Origin of the sequence: Micromonospora sonchi (genome assembly GCF_014646235.1) — a bacterium.
Taxonomy (GTDB): Bacteria; Actinomycetota; Actinomycetes; order Mycobacteriales; family Micromonosporaceae; genus Micromonospora; species Micromonospora sonchi.
Genome location: NZ_BMNB01000008.1, coordinates 80,840 through 95,162, shown reverse-complemented (window position 1 = coordinate 95,162; position 14,323 = coordinate 80,840). Strand labels below are relative to the sequence as shown.

Sequence of the window (14,323 nt, the reverse complement as noted above, 5' to 3'; positions counted from 1 at the left end):
CTAACCCGCGGCCCGCCCGATCCACCCCGGCGAGGCGGCCGGCCACGGACGCCGAGGGGTTCGTGGCCGGCCGCCGGTCGGTCAGGAGGTGCTGGAATTCGCCGGTGTGATGGCGTTGAGCTGACGGGAGACGGTCAGCAGGGCGTAGCCGACCAGTGCGACCACCACCCCGAGGCCCATCGCCAGGGCCGCGACGCCGAAGGACACCACGGAGGTGAACAGGGACGAGCGCAGGAACGAGCCCGTCATCACCACCTGCCGGGTGGGGTCCTCCCGGTCGAGTTCGGCGTAGGTTTTGCCGCCGCTGGCCTCCAGCGAGTGCTTCTCGATCACCTCCGCCTCCGCGTACGCGGTGAACGGGCCCTTGATCGGCTTGCCGGCGAACCGGTCGGCGTCATCGGAGACGGTGATGCGTTCGTCGGCGAGTTGGCTCTGCACGACGAACCAGGTGGTCGCACCGGCGGCCAACATGATCAGACCGGCGATGATCACCAGGATCGACAGTAGTCGTACGGTGGCACCGACGGGCTTGGGCGTAGCCACGGCGGGCGCGGAAGTATCGGTCATGGCAATTCCTCCTGCTGTGTCGAGATGTGAATGCACTGTTGGGAGGGCTCCCGTCCCTGTGTGCGGAGTCAGTATCGACGGGCCGGGCCTGCGCTGCATCCGCCGGCACCGGCGGCAGCATCTACGAGGTGACCGACCGGTTGCGCCGTTGCCGCCGGTGGCGCCACCGGGACAGTGCCAGGGTGGCCGAGTAACCGGCCAGCACGACCACGTGGAAGAGGTAGAGCCAGAGGAGGATGGCCACCGCGGTGCCCACCTCGTCCAGGCCACCGAAGGGCACCCCGAGGTCGAGGGGGAGCGAGGCGAACAGCACGAAGCCGTGCAGGAAGCCGGAGATGTTCGCCGCGGTGAACGAGCCGACGCCCAGCGCGGAGAGCCAGTCCGGCGACGCCGGACCCACCACCCGGAACACCCAGAGCAGCACCGGGGTGAGCACCGGCCACACCGCCAGGAAGGAGAGCACCACCCCGAGCGCGCTCACCCAGCCTCCGCGTCGGACCAGCCCGGTGGTGACCGGCAGGGCCAGCAGGATCGCCAGCAGCAGGGCCGGGGCCGGGGCGAGCAGCGGCAGCAGCAACAGCCGCCCCCGCCAGCCGATCAGGTGCTCGTCGGAGCGGGGCGCCGCGACCGACACGAACGCTCGGCGCAGCCCCTCGCCGTACAGCGACGCCGGCAGCACCGCGGCCAGCGCCAGCCACGGTGTCAGGCCCACCCCGGCCTCGACCAGGGCGGCCACCGCCCGGGGCGCGCCGATCGCGTCCGGCAGTGCGGCGATGGCGTACGTAGTGAGCCGGCGAACCCGCTCTGCGCCGGCCACCAGCGTGGTCAGCCAGATCGCCAGCAGGGCCACCGGCACCACGGCGATCGCGCCGTAGAACGTGATCGCGGCGGCGTGCAGCGACAGGTCCCGGCCGCGTACCGGCCGGAAGGCGGCCCGGAGGATCCGCCTCGTCTGCTGCCACGCACCGCTCACCGCGCTCCTGTTCCCCGTGGTCCGCTACGGCAACCGCTTCCGGATGATCCATCAGGCCCTCCGGGCCGTCGGGGCGGCCTGGTCGGTGTCGGCCCGCGAGTTCACACCTGACCACCGTTGTTTGGTTTTCCCCCGCTTTGCTCTGCTTCAACGGACGCAACGCTTTCGGCCCCAAACCATTGCGTGGGTTGAAGCAGAGCAAAGGCGCGACCTGAGGTACTGGGAGGTCCTGGGGACATTGGGGCAGCGGGCCGCAACTCGGGCTATCGACTTGCGATCTCTCCGCTGGTAGAACAGCCAATCATCGCGGCGGTGGCGATCAAAAGTCGCCAGCCGTCGCCCGACCCTCGAAACGAGGTACCTGCGTGGCTGTTCGACGATCAATGACCGCACTACTCGCCGGGGCACTGCTGCTCGCCCCGGCGTCCGCCGCCGTGGCGGCACCAACCGACCCGGAAGCCCTCGACGCGGTAGCCGCGTCGCCGCGCGGACCGGCCGACACCGATCTGCCCTTCGGTGTCGGATCTGACCAGCGGGGACGTTCCGCCGACGCCCCGGGCCGGCAGCCGAACCAGCCGGCACCGTCGGCGAAGCTGCCCGGCAAGCCACGGAATGATGTCATCGCCGACGCGCCGGTGGAGCTGACCGACGCGTCGATCGCCTACAACCTCATTCCGTACCACGACATCCCGCCCGCCCTGCGCGACCTGCAACGCAGCGGCCGGATCAGTGTGGAGATCATCGGGCAGTCTGTGCTCGGCCGGGACCTGCACCTGGTGGTGGCGACCGCACCGATGAGCGATGCCGGGTGGAAGACCTGGCAGCAGCTGTCGGACCTGCGGTTCAGCGACCCGCAGGCGGCGCTGGCCAAGCTCAGGGCCGGCGGGTACGACAACTGGCGTACCCCGCTGTTCATCAACAACAACATCCACGGCAACGAGTGGGAGGGCACCGACGCCAGCCTCCAGGTTCTCCAGGAACTGGCCTTCTCCACCGAGCCCGCGATCGTGGACATGCTCGAGCGGCATGTGATCGCCTTCGTGGTCACCAACAACCCGGACGGCCGGGTGGCGGCGACCCGGGCCAACGCCAACGGCTTCGACATGAACCGGGACTACATCACCGCGTCGCAGCCCGAGGTCCGCGCCGTGCGCGCCCAGCTGGTCCGCTACAGCCCGCTGACCATGCTGGACATTCACGGGTACGTCAACTGCACGCTGATCGAGCCGACCACCGGCCCGCACGGCGACAACTACGAGTACGACCTCTACATCAAGCACGCGCTGCGCAACGCCCTGGCCATGGAGCAGGCCGTCCTCGCCACCGGTGAGACCCGCGCGACCTGCGCCAACCCGGATGGCAGCCGGCGGAACGACATCCCGTTCCGGGACCGTACGCAGGGTTGGGACGACTGGCCGCCGATCTTCACGCCGATGTACTCGATGTACCACGGCGCGATCGGGCACACCATCGAGGTGCCGCTCAACCCACGGGGCAACCTGACCGAGGCGGAGCGGCACGAGCGGACCCGGATCAACACCGCCGTCGCGGTGGCGTCGATCAAGGGGAACCTCGGCTACGCCACCGAGAACCGGGCGCAGTTGCTGGCCAACCATCTCGAATGGTTCCGCCGGGGGGTGGCCGGCGAGCCGACGCGGCCGATCGACGACCCGCTCGCCCTCTCGCTGGCCCGTGGTGACAACGCCAAGACCCACCTCCAGGGCTTCCCTCGGGCGTACGTCATTCCGGCCGGCGCGGAGCAGCGCAGCGCCACCGCCGCGGCCCGGGTGGTCCAGTTCATGCTCGACAACGACCTCGAGGTCCATCGCGCCTGGCGGCCGTTCACGCTCGGCGGCACGCACTATGCGGCGGGCACCTACGTCGTCGACATGCACCAGGCCAAGCGCGGCCTGGCGAGCGCCCTGCTCGGGGTCGGGCGGGACGTGACCAACGACTTCAACGCGATGTACGACATCTCGGCCTGGAGCCACGGTCACCTCTGGGGCGCGACGGTGCAGGAGATGAGCGAGAGCGTCATTCTCGACGCCAAGGCGCTGCGGCCGGTGACCGAGGCCCGTGCCACCGGTGCCGTCGCACCCGGCAAGCAGGCGAACTACGGCCTGGTGGTCGACTCGGTGGCGGGTATCCAGGCGGTGAATCGTCTGCTCAACGACGGGGTGACGGTGTCCAGGACCGCCGACGGCACCTTCGTGGTGCCCGGCGACGTCGCCGTCGTCCGGCCGATCGCCGAGGCGTACGGTGTCGAGTTCGTCAAGCTCACCCCGCCGCAGGTACGCACGGCCACGCCGGTGGCGAAGACCCGGCTCGGTGTCGCGGCCAACGGTGGTGAGATCTTCGCCCTACGGCAGATGGGCTTTGACCCGATCTCGGTGACGCAGACCGCGTTCAACAACGGCACCCTGTCCTTCGCCGACTTCGACGCCCTCTTCGTCTCGACGGCGGCGTTCAACCCGCTCAGTCTGAACACCACGCAGAGCGCCGCGTTCGAGCGGTGGTTGGCGGACGGGGGGACGGTCGTCGGCCGCGGGGCCAGCGGGAAGCAGTTCAACGACCGCGCCGGCCTGCTCGACGTGACCATCGCGGCGGGCCGCAGCGACGCCAACGGCATCGTCGGGGTGGTCAACAACCCGGCCTCGCCGATCACCGGGAAGGCACTGTCGACGTCTTTTGTGGATGCACCGCAGTACTTCACCCGGGTCGGTGCCGGTGTCCGCGTCGACCAACGCCTGGCCGACGAGGGCTTCTTCCTCGCCGGGCACTGGGGTGGACAGGAGGCCGCCGCCGGGCACGCGGTGGTGGTCAGCGGTGAGGCGAAGGGCGCGAAGGTGACCCTGTTCGGCACCGAACCCCTTTTCCGGGCCCACCCCGAGGGTCTGTACCCGCAGGTCGCCGCCGCTCTGTGGTGACCTAGCGAGGCTCGAACAAAAGAGTTGCCCCGGCCGGTGCGCCAAGCGCCGGCCGGGGCAACGTTCGTCGGGTCAGCCGAAAGCTCTGAAGGACGTGTAGTCGGGCGACAGCACGACCGTCACCGATGCGTCGATGTTGGTCAGGGACGGTAGGTGGAGCCGAATCTTCCCGTCCGTGCCGGACCGGGTCCAAAGGTCGGGGATTCCGTCGCCGTTGACGTCCGGAATGCCGATGATCGCGTTGTATTTCGCCTCGGTCCAGCCCGTACCGATCCGCACGTCACCGTCTCGCGAGTTGGCCGCGACCTTGAGCGAGTCCAGGTTCACGCTGCCGCTGACCGGGCCCGGTTTCCCGTGCCGAACGAACACGGTGCCGGCGTCGAGATTGCGCCAGATCAGGTCCGGCGTCTTGTCCCGGTCGAAGTCGCCGGCCGGGTCGCCTACGACGGCGCCGCGTACGGCACGGCCCTGGCCTCGACCACCGGCGGCCTGGCCACCCAGACCTGGTCGCTGAAGGCGGACGGCTCCGGCTACCAGAGCGACGGCACCACCACCTTCGACCCGATCGGCCGGGTGCTGACCAGCACCGACCCCGACGGGAAGATCTCGCGGATCACCTACACGCCCGCCACCGGTCAGGCGTACTCGGTCAGCGAGGAGAACTCGCTCGGGCACAAGCAGACCCGGGAGTTGGACCCGGGCCGCGCGGTCACCCTGAAGACCACCGACCCGAACAACCGGATCAGCCATGCCGAGTACGACGCCCTCGGCCGACTCGTCAAGGCGTGGGCCGCCGGCCGCACCCCGTCGACCACGGCCGTGCCGGATTTCCGTGCCGAGTACGCCCTGCCGGCAGTGGTCGACGACCCGGAGAACCCCGGTGAGAAGATCCGCAAGCCGCCGTACATCATAACCTTCAGTCGTGGGCACGAGGGGCGGATCCAGACCTCGGTCACCATCTACGACGGGCTGGGCCGGGAGCGGCAGACCCAGGTGGAGGCCACCAACGGCGGTCGTCTGATCACCGACACGCTCTACAACTCCGCCGGCGAGATCTGGCAGACCAACAACGCCTACCTCGCCAACGGCTCGCCGATCGGCCGACTCTTCGTGCCGTACGAGGACCCGGAAAACCCGGGCAACGTCCCGAACGCCACGCTCTACACCTACGACGGCCTCGGCCGCGTGGTCAAGGAACTGCCCGTCCTGAACGGTGCCGAAAGGCCGGAGCGGGCCACCCGCTACGAGTACGGCTTCGAGCACTCGACGGTGATCAACCCGAAGGGCGCGGCCTCGTACCGCATCTGGTCCGATGCCCTCGGCCGCACCACGAAGGTCGACACCTTCACCGACGCCGCCCGCACCGAGTTCACCACCATGCACTACGAGTACGACTCGCGTGGCCAGCTGGTGCAGGCCAACCACTCGGCGAACCCGGTCCCGTGGACCTGGGCGTACGACCAGCGCGGCCGGCTGACCCGGAGCACCGACCCGGACACCGGCGCCACCACCGTGACGTACGACCACCGCGACCGGCCGCTGACCACCACCAACGCCCGTGGCGTGACGGTGTGGAACGGCTACGACGAGCTGTCCCGCCCGACCCAGCAGCGGCTCGGCGGCAGCGGCGGCACCCTGCTGGCCGAGTACACCTACGACACGGTGGCCGGCGGCAAGGGCCTGCCGGCCACGTCGACCCGGTACACCGACGGCCTGCCGTACACCCAGTCGGTCGGCGGCTACACCGAGGACTACCAGCCCACCTCGACCACGCTGACGCTGCCGGAGTCGATCGCCACCACGTGGGGGCTGAACCGGGAGTACCGCTACGAGTACACCTACACCGACACCGGTCTGCCCGAGTCGACCTCGCTGCCGGCGGTGGGCTCGCTGCCCAGCGAGAAGCTGCTGGTGCGCTACAGCTCCGACGGCCTGCCGCTGTCGGTCTCCGGCAAGGACTGGTACGGCTCGGAGACGGTCTACTCGCCGTACGGGCAGGTGCTGCGCTCCACCCTGGGCGCGCACCCGTACCGGGTGTGGACCATGGCCTCGTACGACGACGCCAGCGGCGAACTCACCCGCCAGCAGGTGTTCCGCGAGGTCAAGGACGCCCACCTCGTCTCCAACCGTGCCTACACCTACGACGACGCCGGCAACGTCACCTCGATCCGGGAGCACGCCAGCACCATCGCCGAGCGGCAGTGCTTCACCTACGACCCGCTGGGGCAGCTCCGCAACGCCTGGACGGCGACCGACCAGGCGTCCTGCGGCGCCGGTCCGGGCACCGCGACCGCCCCCAACGCGGTGAAGGGTGTCGACGGAACCGGCTACTGGCAGGAGTACGAGTACGACCTGCTCGGCAACCGCACGAAGCTGGTCGAGCGGGACCTGACCGGCCGGACCTCCACCGGCCCGATCGAGACCACCTACGGCTACGGCTACGGCGCGGAGGGCGGCGGGGCGCAGCCGCGCACCCTGGACGCCGTCACCAGGACCTACACCACCCCGCAGGGTGCGGCGATCGTCGCCGAGGCGAAGCGGCTGTACGAACTGACCGGCGAGACCAAGTCGGTGACCTCGACCAGCAACGGTGACCAGCAGGAACTTTCCTGGACCTACGACGGCCAGGTCGAGCGGATCACCGGATCCGGCAGCAAGGGCCGCAGCTCGTACCAGGGCATCGCCGCCAAGTGTATGGATCTTTACCAACGCCTCGCCCAGCCCAACCAGCCGATCCAGTTGTTCTCCTGCAACGGCGGCAGCTGGCAGAAGTGGGCCTTCACCCCGACGCCCGGGCAGAACAACGGCAACCTGGGCACCCTGACGGTCTACGACGACAAGTGGTGCATCCAGCCGGCCGGCACGACGGCGGGTTCGGCGTTGCGGTTGCAGCAGTGTGACGGCACGCCCAGCCAGCAGGTGGAGCGGCTGTCCACCGGCCAGTTGAAGCATCCGGAATCCGGCCTGTGCCTGGCGGCGAAGGACGGTGCCTCGGCGGACACCACGCCGATCGTGTTGGCGACGTGTGCGAGCGGTTCGGCGGCGCAGCTGTGGAATCCGCAGAACGAGACGCGGCACATCTATGGCCCGGGTGGCACCCGGCTGCTGACCGTGCAGGGTCGGCAGGCCACGCTGAACCTGGGTGAGGCACAGCTGACGGTGCATCCGGGCGGCGCGCAGATCAACGCGCAGCGCACGTACGTCACGCCGGGTGGTGCGGTGGCGCGGCAGGTGGCCGGTACGGCTCAGCAGGCGTTGACGGCGCTGGCCGGGGACCATCAGGGCAGCCCGTACGCCGAAGTGACGCTTTCTTCCGGGATGGAGTCCCGGATCCGTAAGCAGGACCCGTTCGGCAACGTTCGCTCCGCCGCGACCAGCGGTGACCTGCGGACCAACCGGGGTTTCCTGGGCGCGGTACGCGACGACGAGTCGGGCTTCGTGCCGTTGGGCGCCCGGTTGTACGACCCGGAGGTGGGTCGGTTCCTGTCCGCGGACCCGGTACTGGACCTGATGGATCCGGTGCAGAACAACGGTTACACGTACGCGCACAACAACCCGGTGACGCACTCTGACCCGACGGGTCTGTCCGTGTCGCTGACGCCGTCGGAGATGGCCGCGGCCCTCGCGGGTGCGGGTTTGTCGGCGGCGATGGTCTCCCAGGCGCAGGCCAACATGGGCCGTTCCCTGATCTCGGTGATCCTGGATTCGGCGTGGTACGTGCTGAAGGAGTTCATCGGTCTCAACGACGCGATCAGCTGCTTCGGCGGTGACATGTGGGCCTGCGGCAGCCTGATCATCGGCGCGATCCCGTGGGGCAAGATCGCCAAGATTCCGTCGGTGGTCAGGGCGGTCAACCGGACCATCTCCGCGATTCAGGCATGGCATGCCGCGAAGCGGGCCGCCGAGGTGGTCTTGGCGGCGGCGCGGGCGGCCGAGGCGGCGGCGCTGAACGCCAAGAAGTTGGCGATCGAGCGGGCGAAGAAGGCCGCCCAGGCGGCGAAGAAGAAGGCTGCCGACAAGGCCAACACGACGAGTAACCGGGCGGCGAACTCGTCGAAGAAGACGGGTAACCCGGAGCAGAAGCAGGCCCAGGCCAAGTCCAACCCGAAGGCGTCGACCGCCGCCTCCAGCGGCTCCGGCGGCAAGGGCGGCGGCGGTGGCGGCAAGGGTGACTCGAAGCCGGGCGGCTCGTCAGGTGCCTCGGAGCGCAGCAGCGGCGGCTCCAGCGGTGGTTCCTGTAAGAACCCGCACAGCAGTTTTGTACCGGGCACGAAGGTGCTGATGGCCGATGGGTCGACCAAGGCGATCGAGGAGGTCGAGCGGGGCGACGAGGTGGTGGTCACCGATCCGGCGACCGGTCGTACCGAGGTGGACACGGTCACCGCGACGATCACCGGTGATGGCGTCAAGCGGTTGGTGAAGGTCACTATCGACACCGACGGCGACCAGGGCACGGAGACCGCCGAGGTTACCGCCACGGACAATCACCCGTTCTGGGTGCCCGAGCTGGGCGAGTGGATCGAGGCCACCGACCTTCAGGCCGGGCAGTGGCTGCAAACAAGCGCCGGCACGTACGTCCAGGTCACCGCCCTCGACCGCTGGAGCGTCCCCCGCGCCACCGTCCACAACCTCACGGTCGCCAACACCCACACGTACTACGTCATGGCAGCCGGAGCACCGGTCCTCGTCCACAACTGCGGTGGCTCCGAGGAAGGTCCAGCAAGATTGTGGCGTGCTGGTGAGAATGGGGCAGACAACACTCCCCAGGATCCGTTTCCAATGGGCTCTTCGATCCGGGCTGGCGGAAATCTGCAGGAAGGAAATTATCACTATGTAGTGATGCCAGATCAGTCGGTTCGGGCGTTCCATGAAAGTGTCTATGAGGCAGGGATTTTCCCGGGTCACACGAGTCTGTCTGAAGGAAATCCGGTAATCATGGCAGGCCTATTTGATGTAGGGCCGGATGGTAGAATTACTGAGTTCAGCAATTTCTCGGGCCATTATCGCCCTGGCGGATCGCTCCTTGAGAGTATTGCCCGGAGATCTTTGACTGCGAATGGATTTGACGTGAGTGGCGCGCGTTGGAACCCGTTCCAGTTCTAGTGGTCAGCCGGCAGAGCTGGGTTTGGAGCTTATCCGCAGGGCTGCGTAGTGGGAGCGGCAACTGGTTGAACGAATGCAGACCAGCGGTGATGTTAGTGCGCCGAATTCTGCTGATACCGGATTCGGCGCACGATCAGGAGCTGCAGCAGGTCTTGCAGGCTGTCTTGTCCCGCCAGCCCGACTCGTACTGCGGCTGCTGGGGGCGTTCTTGGGTCCCGCTGGCTATGTAGATAGAGTTCACGCTTTCTCCGTCCTTTTCTGGTTCTCCTCTCGCAGTTTGTTGGCGGCGTCAGCTAGTTGTTCTACCTGTTTGGGATTGAGATGGCTGGCGGCAGCGATCAGTCGGCCCATCTCGACGGCCGACGGATATTCTTCTGGTCGATCAGATTCCCCTATCGCTGGCAGGCCAGCGATGACGAGTAGGTCGGTCAAAGATATCTGAAGGATGGGGGATATGTCTCGGAGGATCTCAACGTGAGGAGTTACCCTGCCGGAAAGCAACTGCCTGATTGTGGACTCGGCCCGCGCCGACGCCTGGCTGACAACTCTAGGCGACAGGCGACGATTCTCCATAAGGCCCTGCAGGATGGTGGAAAACTCGACGGTCATACACGTAGCCTACGGCCCCTTGTACCATCGCTGGGCGCCCGCACGCTACACGGCTGTTACAGGTTCATTGGGACTGTAGCCCGGTGGCTCCGCGTGGCGCTGTTGGGCTATGCCTTGGGATTTGCGTCCCGGCTCCTTCAATAGCGGAGGCGGCACGGTACCGCGTGGTGCATTGCGGTACATGATGAGGATTACGCTGCGGGAGGAGGTTCAGATCGATCGGGACGTGCTGGTCTGGCTGCACAAGCAGTCCCGCAACGTCTTCTTGACCGTCCTGACATCGAGGTGGGCTGGCATCTGCATCCGGAGGCGTGCGCAACGGGTACGCCACCGAGGCCGGTTTCGCGCCGTCGTCGAGCGGGAGTTCGCGACCGGGACGCCGCTGATCTACGCGGTGGTCGATCCGGGTAACACCGCGTCGATCGCGGTGGCCCGCCGGCTCGGCATGACGTCTGTCGGCCGTCGTAGCGGCTGGTACGGCGGCGAGGAGTTGGAAACCTTCGTCCTGACCCGCCCCGCGTGAGTCGATCAGCCGGCGACGGTGAGCCGGTCGTCGTTCCCGGTTCCGTGGCGGAGGCCGAGCGCATCCAGGAGCAGTTGCGACGACGGCTCGACCTGCACAATCCTTTGCCCACCGCGCCGAGGCTGGTGGCCGGCCCGGGTGGGGTGGGTTATGCGATGGCGGCGATGTCGCCGTCGTCGAAGTAGATGGCTTGGTGGAGGCGTCCGCCGAGGGCGGCGGCGTAGCGGGCTACCACCTCTTGGCCGGAAATTTTGCCTTGTTCGATCTGGGAGACGCGGCCCTTGGTGACGCCCATGCGGTCGGCAACCTGCTGTTGGGTCAGACCGCGGGCGCGGCGTACTTCGGCGAGGCGGTGTCCGACGACGGTGGCGAGTAGTTCCTGCTTGCCGGCTTCGACGGCTTGCTCGCCGCCGGCGCGCTGGATGTGGGTGGCGCGGATGTCGCGCCAGCGTGCGTAGCCGTTCATGGCTGTCTGCCCTCCTCCTCGGCGCGTTCCTTGAGGTAGATCTCGTAGCGTTGCTCGGCTAGCGGGATTGCCTCGGTGTACCACTGCTGCCAGCGTCCGGCTTTGTCTCCGGCGACGAGCAGGATGCTGGAGCGCCAGGGGTCGAAGGCGAACAGGATGCGTACTGTGCCGGGGCGTGGTTCTTTGAGGTTGGCGATCGATGAACGGTGGATCGTGTCGACCAGTGGGCGTCCGAGTCCTGGGCCGGCTTGGGCGAGCAGGTCGATGGCCTGCACGACGCGGGCGTGGGTGAGTGGATCGAGGCGTTCGATCCACTCCTGTACCTCGTTGACGAGGTAGATCTCCCACTCGTCGGTCGCCAACTCTCAAGTATAGCGGATGCTATACCGGACGCGTGTTCGCTCAGCGGGTGGAGCGGTTTTGATGCGGGCGCGGCCATGCCGCTGTCGATGAAGGCGAGGAAGTTGTGGGCGACCTGTGGTGGCGGCATCTGATCCGCGTACCGGAGCGTCTCGCGGGATGCCACCGTCAGCGAGGTGAGGCATTGCAGGCACCCGAGCCGGTGCCTGCAACCGGTCCGAACCGGCACCGGCCGGGCAAGTGCGTTGTACTGATGCGGGCCGTGGTTACGATCCCGGCCATGGCGATTGTGATCACTGAGCGGCTGCTCGTGCGGGATTGGACCGATGGGCCGGTGGATCTGGCTCGGCTGTTCGAGATCTATTCTCGGCCGGAGATCGCTCGGTTCCTCGGCTCGACATCGGGGTTGCCGTTGACGGATCCGGGGCAGGCGGCCGAGCGGTTGGCCAGGTGGCGTCGGAGGCACGCGGCGTACGGTGATCGGTACGGCATCTGGGCGATCGAGGTGCGAGAGACCGGCGTGGTGGTCGGCTCGGTGCTGGTCAAGCCGTTGCCGGGGCGCGACGAGCAGGTATTCACCGATGACATCGAGGTGGGTTGGCATCTGCATCCGGAGGCGTGGGGCAACGGGTACGCCACCGAAGCCGCCCGTGCCCTCGTCGAGCGGGAACTCGACACGGGGACGCCGCTGATCCATGCCGTGGTCGCTCCGGGGAACATCGCTTCGATGGCGGTTGCTCGCCGGCTCGGCATGACGTCCGTCGGTCGACGCAGCGACTGGTACGGCGGTGAGGAGTTGGAAACCTTCGTCCTGGCCCGCCCGGCGTGAGCCGACCAACCGGCGCTGGTGAGCCGGTCGTGGCTCCGGCATCGGTGGCGGAGGCCGAGCGCATCCAGGAGCAGTTGCGACGGCGGCTCGACCTGCACAATCACCTGTCCACCGCGCCGAGGCTGGTGGCCGGCGTCGACGTGTCGTACGCCAAATCTTCGCGGCGGGTCACCGCGGCGGCCGTGGTGTTCGACCTGGCCGCCGGTGTCGAGGTGGAGTCGGTGGTCGTGCCCGGCGAGGTGACGTTTCCGTACGTTCCCGGGCTGCTGGCGTTCCGCGAGGTGCCGATCCTGCTGACGGCGCTCGACCGGCTCGCGGCCCGTCCCGATGTGGTGGTCTGCGACGGGTACGGCATTGCGCATCCTCGACGCTTCGGGCTGGCCTGTCACCTGGGGGTGGTGACCGGGCTGCCGACCTTCGGGGTGGCGAAGACCCCGTTCGTGGCCGGGTATGACGAGCCGGGCGAGTGCCGGGGTGACTGGTCGCCGTTGCGGGCCGGCGACGAGGTGCTGGGCCGGGTGCTGCGTACGCAGACCGGCGTCAAGTCGGTGTTCGTCTCGGTGGGCCACCGCACCGCCCTAGCCCAGGCAACCACCCTGACCCTGGGCCTGACCCCCCGCTACCGCCTCCCCGAGGTGATCCGCCGAGCCGACTTCCTCTCCCGCGAAGCCCTCCGCCACTCGCAACCTGGTTGATCATGAGGTTAGCGGCGAAGTCGATCTCCTCAACTGCCGCTAACCTCATGATCAACCGGCGGGGTGGGGTTGGTGGCGCGCTCATTGCGGATTGCGATCCTGTTGCGTGGCCGACCGGTCGTGGTGATGATGGCCGGTCTGCCGGGACTGCCATCGCCGCAACGCTCGGCGCAGGCGTTCGGCCTCGGTGTTGGCGGTGGTCAGCTCGCGGCGCAGGCGTTCCAGCTCGTCGGCGACGCGGTTGAGGTAGTCGTACACCTCAATGGGGTCGAGGCCGCGCGGGCGGACGGTGGCGAAGGTGACGGCGCGGACCTGCTGGGGGAGCAGGTGTTCCTTACTTGAATAGGTCATCGGCGCGCCTTGGTCAATTCCATGATTCCTCTTCTGTTTATTGTGGACGATGCCGGGGTGGGCGCCGGGATGAGGTTCTGGGGAAGGACACCCGCCCCGGTTGTGACCGCCGGGGAATTGGCCGGTCATCAACAATCCTGATTTTCCTACTAGCCTTCCGCAATCTTCTGCAGAAGAATGCGAACCAAGGGATGAGGTGCCTTACGCGACAACAGTAGAGGAGATGACGTGGACGACTCGGGAAGCACCGTCCCGCGTAGGCAACTCGGCAGGTATTGAGAGAACTTCGCGAAAATGCCCACGTGACGGTGGTCGCGGCCGCGAAGGAACTGGAATGGTCGACGCCGCGGATCTGGCGGTACGAAACCGGCCAGGTCCCCGTGCACCCGAACGACGCGGCGGCCATGTGCCGGGTGTACGGCGCGACCCCCGAGACCCCCGAGACCACCGAGACCATGCGCGCCCTGGCCCGGGAAACCAAGGCACACGGCTGGTGGCACAGCTACGGAGAGGCGGTAGAAGACTGGTTCAAGCTCTACGTCGGCCTGGAGGCCGCCGCAACGAAGATCCGGAAGTACGAGGCTGACCTGATCCCGCTGTTGCAGACGGTCGAATACATGACGGAAGTAATCGCGACGGATCACCCGCAGTTGAGCGAGGCGGAGCAGCAGGCCCGAGTGGACGTCCGGCTCCGCCGGCAACGGCTGCTGGCCCGAGCGGTACCCCGGGCACCCTATTACGACGTGATCCTCAGCGAGACGGTGCTGCGCCGGCCATTGCGAGACCGATCGGCGATGGTCCGGCAACTCGACGCCTTGGCGGTGGCGAGCCCGCAGCACCACATCACCATTCGCGTCCTGGCATTGGATGCGGGGCTGTTCCGCTGGGCCGGAACGGGCACCTTCACCGTGCTCGACTTC

Annotated in this window: 11 protein-coding genes and 2 pseudogenes; 6 read left to right on the top strand and 7 right to left on the bottom strand. The window is 67.8% G+C overall.

Features of this window, described 5'->3' with window-relative positions:
* Positions 1-81: 81 nt before the first annotated feature.
* The gene (locus IEY61_RS10700; RefSeq protein WP_189043083.1) at positions 82-567 is read right to left on the bottom strand and encodes an aromatic ring-opening dioxygenase LigA; all 486 of its coding nucleotides are present in this window, start codon (positions 565-567) and stop codon (positions 82-84) included.
* Between the two features lie 121 nt (positions 568-688).
* Positions 689-1,540 (bottom strand): YhjD/YihY/BrkB family envelope integrity protein, encoded by an 852-nt coding sequence (locus IEY61_RS10695; RefSeq protein ID WP_189043081.1) that lies wholly within the window; start codon positions 1,538-1,540, stop codon positions 689-691.
* A gap of 365 nt (positions 1,541-1,905) precedes the next feature.
* Here IEY61_RS10695 and IEY61_RS10690 point away from each other — a divergent pair, with 365 nt between their 5' ends.
* A complete protein-coding gene (locus tag IEY61_RS10690; protein WP_189043079.1) occupies positions 1,906-4,467 on the top strand; it encodes a M14 family metallopeptidase in 2,562 nt (853 codons plus the stop codon).
* Between the two features lie 72 nt (positions 4,468-4,539).
* On the opposite strand, the gene IEY61_RS10685 is transcribed toward IEY61_RS10690, so the two are convergent.
* Positions 4,540-4,836, bottom strand: coding sequence for a hypothetical protein (locus IEY61_RS10685; RefSeq protein ID WP_189043077.1), 297 nt, complete (start codon positions 4,834-4,836; stop codon positions 4,540-4,542).
* Between the two features lie 39 nt (positions 4,837-4,875).
* On the opposite strand from IEY61_RS10685, the pseudogene IEY61_RS10680 reads away from it, so the two are divergent.
* Positions 4,876-9,168 (top strand): annotated as a pseudogene (locus IEY61_RS10680) (ricin-type beta-trefoil lectin domain protein); the annotation flags it as partial.
* A 639-nt stretch (positions 9,169-9,807) separates the two neighbouring features.
* Here IEY61_RS10680 and IEY61_RS10675 read toward each other — a convergent pair.
* A complete protein-coding gene (locus IEY61_RS10675) occupies positions 9,808-10,179 on the bottom strand; it encodes an XRE family transcriptional regulator (protein ID WP_189043073.1) in 372 nt (123 codons plus the stop codon).
* A gap of 181 nt (positions 10,180-10,360) precedes the next feature.
* Here IEY61_RS10675 and IEY61_RS10670 point away from each other — a divergent pair, with 181 nt between their 5' ends.
* Positions 10,361-10,702 carry a GNAT family N-acetyltransferase gene (locus tag IEY61_RS10670; protein ID WP_229705830.1) on the top strand — a complete coding sequence of 114 codons (342 nt, stop codon included), beginning with the start codon at positions 10,361-10,363 and terminating at the stop codon, positions 10,700-10,702.
* Positions 10,703-10,850: 148 nt separating this feature from the next.
* Here the strand turns inward: IEY61_RS10670 and IEY61_RS10665 are convergent, their stop codons facing one another.
* Together IEY61_RS10665 and IEY61_RS10660 are read right to left on the bottom strand one after the other, a co-directional pair.
* Entirely contained in the window at positions 10,851-11,168 is a 318-nt protein-coding gene (locus tag IEY61_RS10665) for a helix-turn-helix domain-containing protein (protein ID WP_189043071.1), read from the bottom strand.
* Positions 11,165-11,530, bottom strand: coding sequence for a type II toxin-antitoxin system RelE/ParE family toxin (locus IEY61_RS10660; RefSeq protein ID WP_189043069.1), 366 nt, complete (start codon positions 11,528-11,530; stop codon positions 11,165-11,167). Before IEY61_RS10660 ends, IEY61_RS10665 begins: the two co-directional genes overlap by 4 nt.
* Positions 11,531-11,808: 278 nt before the next feature.
* Between IEY61_RS10660 and IEY61_RS10655 the strand changes: the two genes are divergently transcribed.
* Both IEY61_RS10655 and IEY61_RS10650 read left to right on the top strand, forming a co-directional pair.
* Complete coding sequence (locus IEY61_RS10655) at positions 11,809-12,357, top strand: GNAT family N-acetyltransferase (RefSeq protein ID WP_189043067.1); 549 nt, start codon at positions 11,809-11,811, stop codon at positions 12,355-12,357.
* Positions 12,358-12,386: 29 nt separating this feature from the next.
* The gene (locus tag IEY61_RS10650; RefSeq protein WP_229705811.1) at positions 12,387-13,052 is read left to right on the top strand and encodes an endonuclease V; all 666 of its coding nucleotides are present in this window, start codon (positions 12,387-12,389) and stop codon (positions 13,050-13,052) included.
* An 81-nt stretch (positions 13,053-13,133) separates the two neighbouring features.
* On the opposite strand, the gene IEY61_RS10645 is transcribed toward IEY61_RS10650, so the two are convergent.
* Positions 13,134-13,403 carry a DivIVA domain-containing protein gene (locus tag IEY61_RS10645; protein WP_189043065.1) on the bottom strand — a complete coding sequence of 90 codons (270 nt, stop codon included), beginning with the start codon at positions 13,401-13,403 and terminating at the stop codon, positions 13,134-13,136.
* 228 nt (positions 13,404-13,631) lie between these two features.
* Here IEY61_RS10645 and IEY61_RS10640 point away from each other — a divergent pair.
* Positions 13,632-14,323: pseudogene (locus IEY61_RS10640) on the top strand (Scr1 family TA system antitoxin-like transcriptional regulator); the annotation flags it as partial.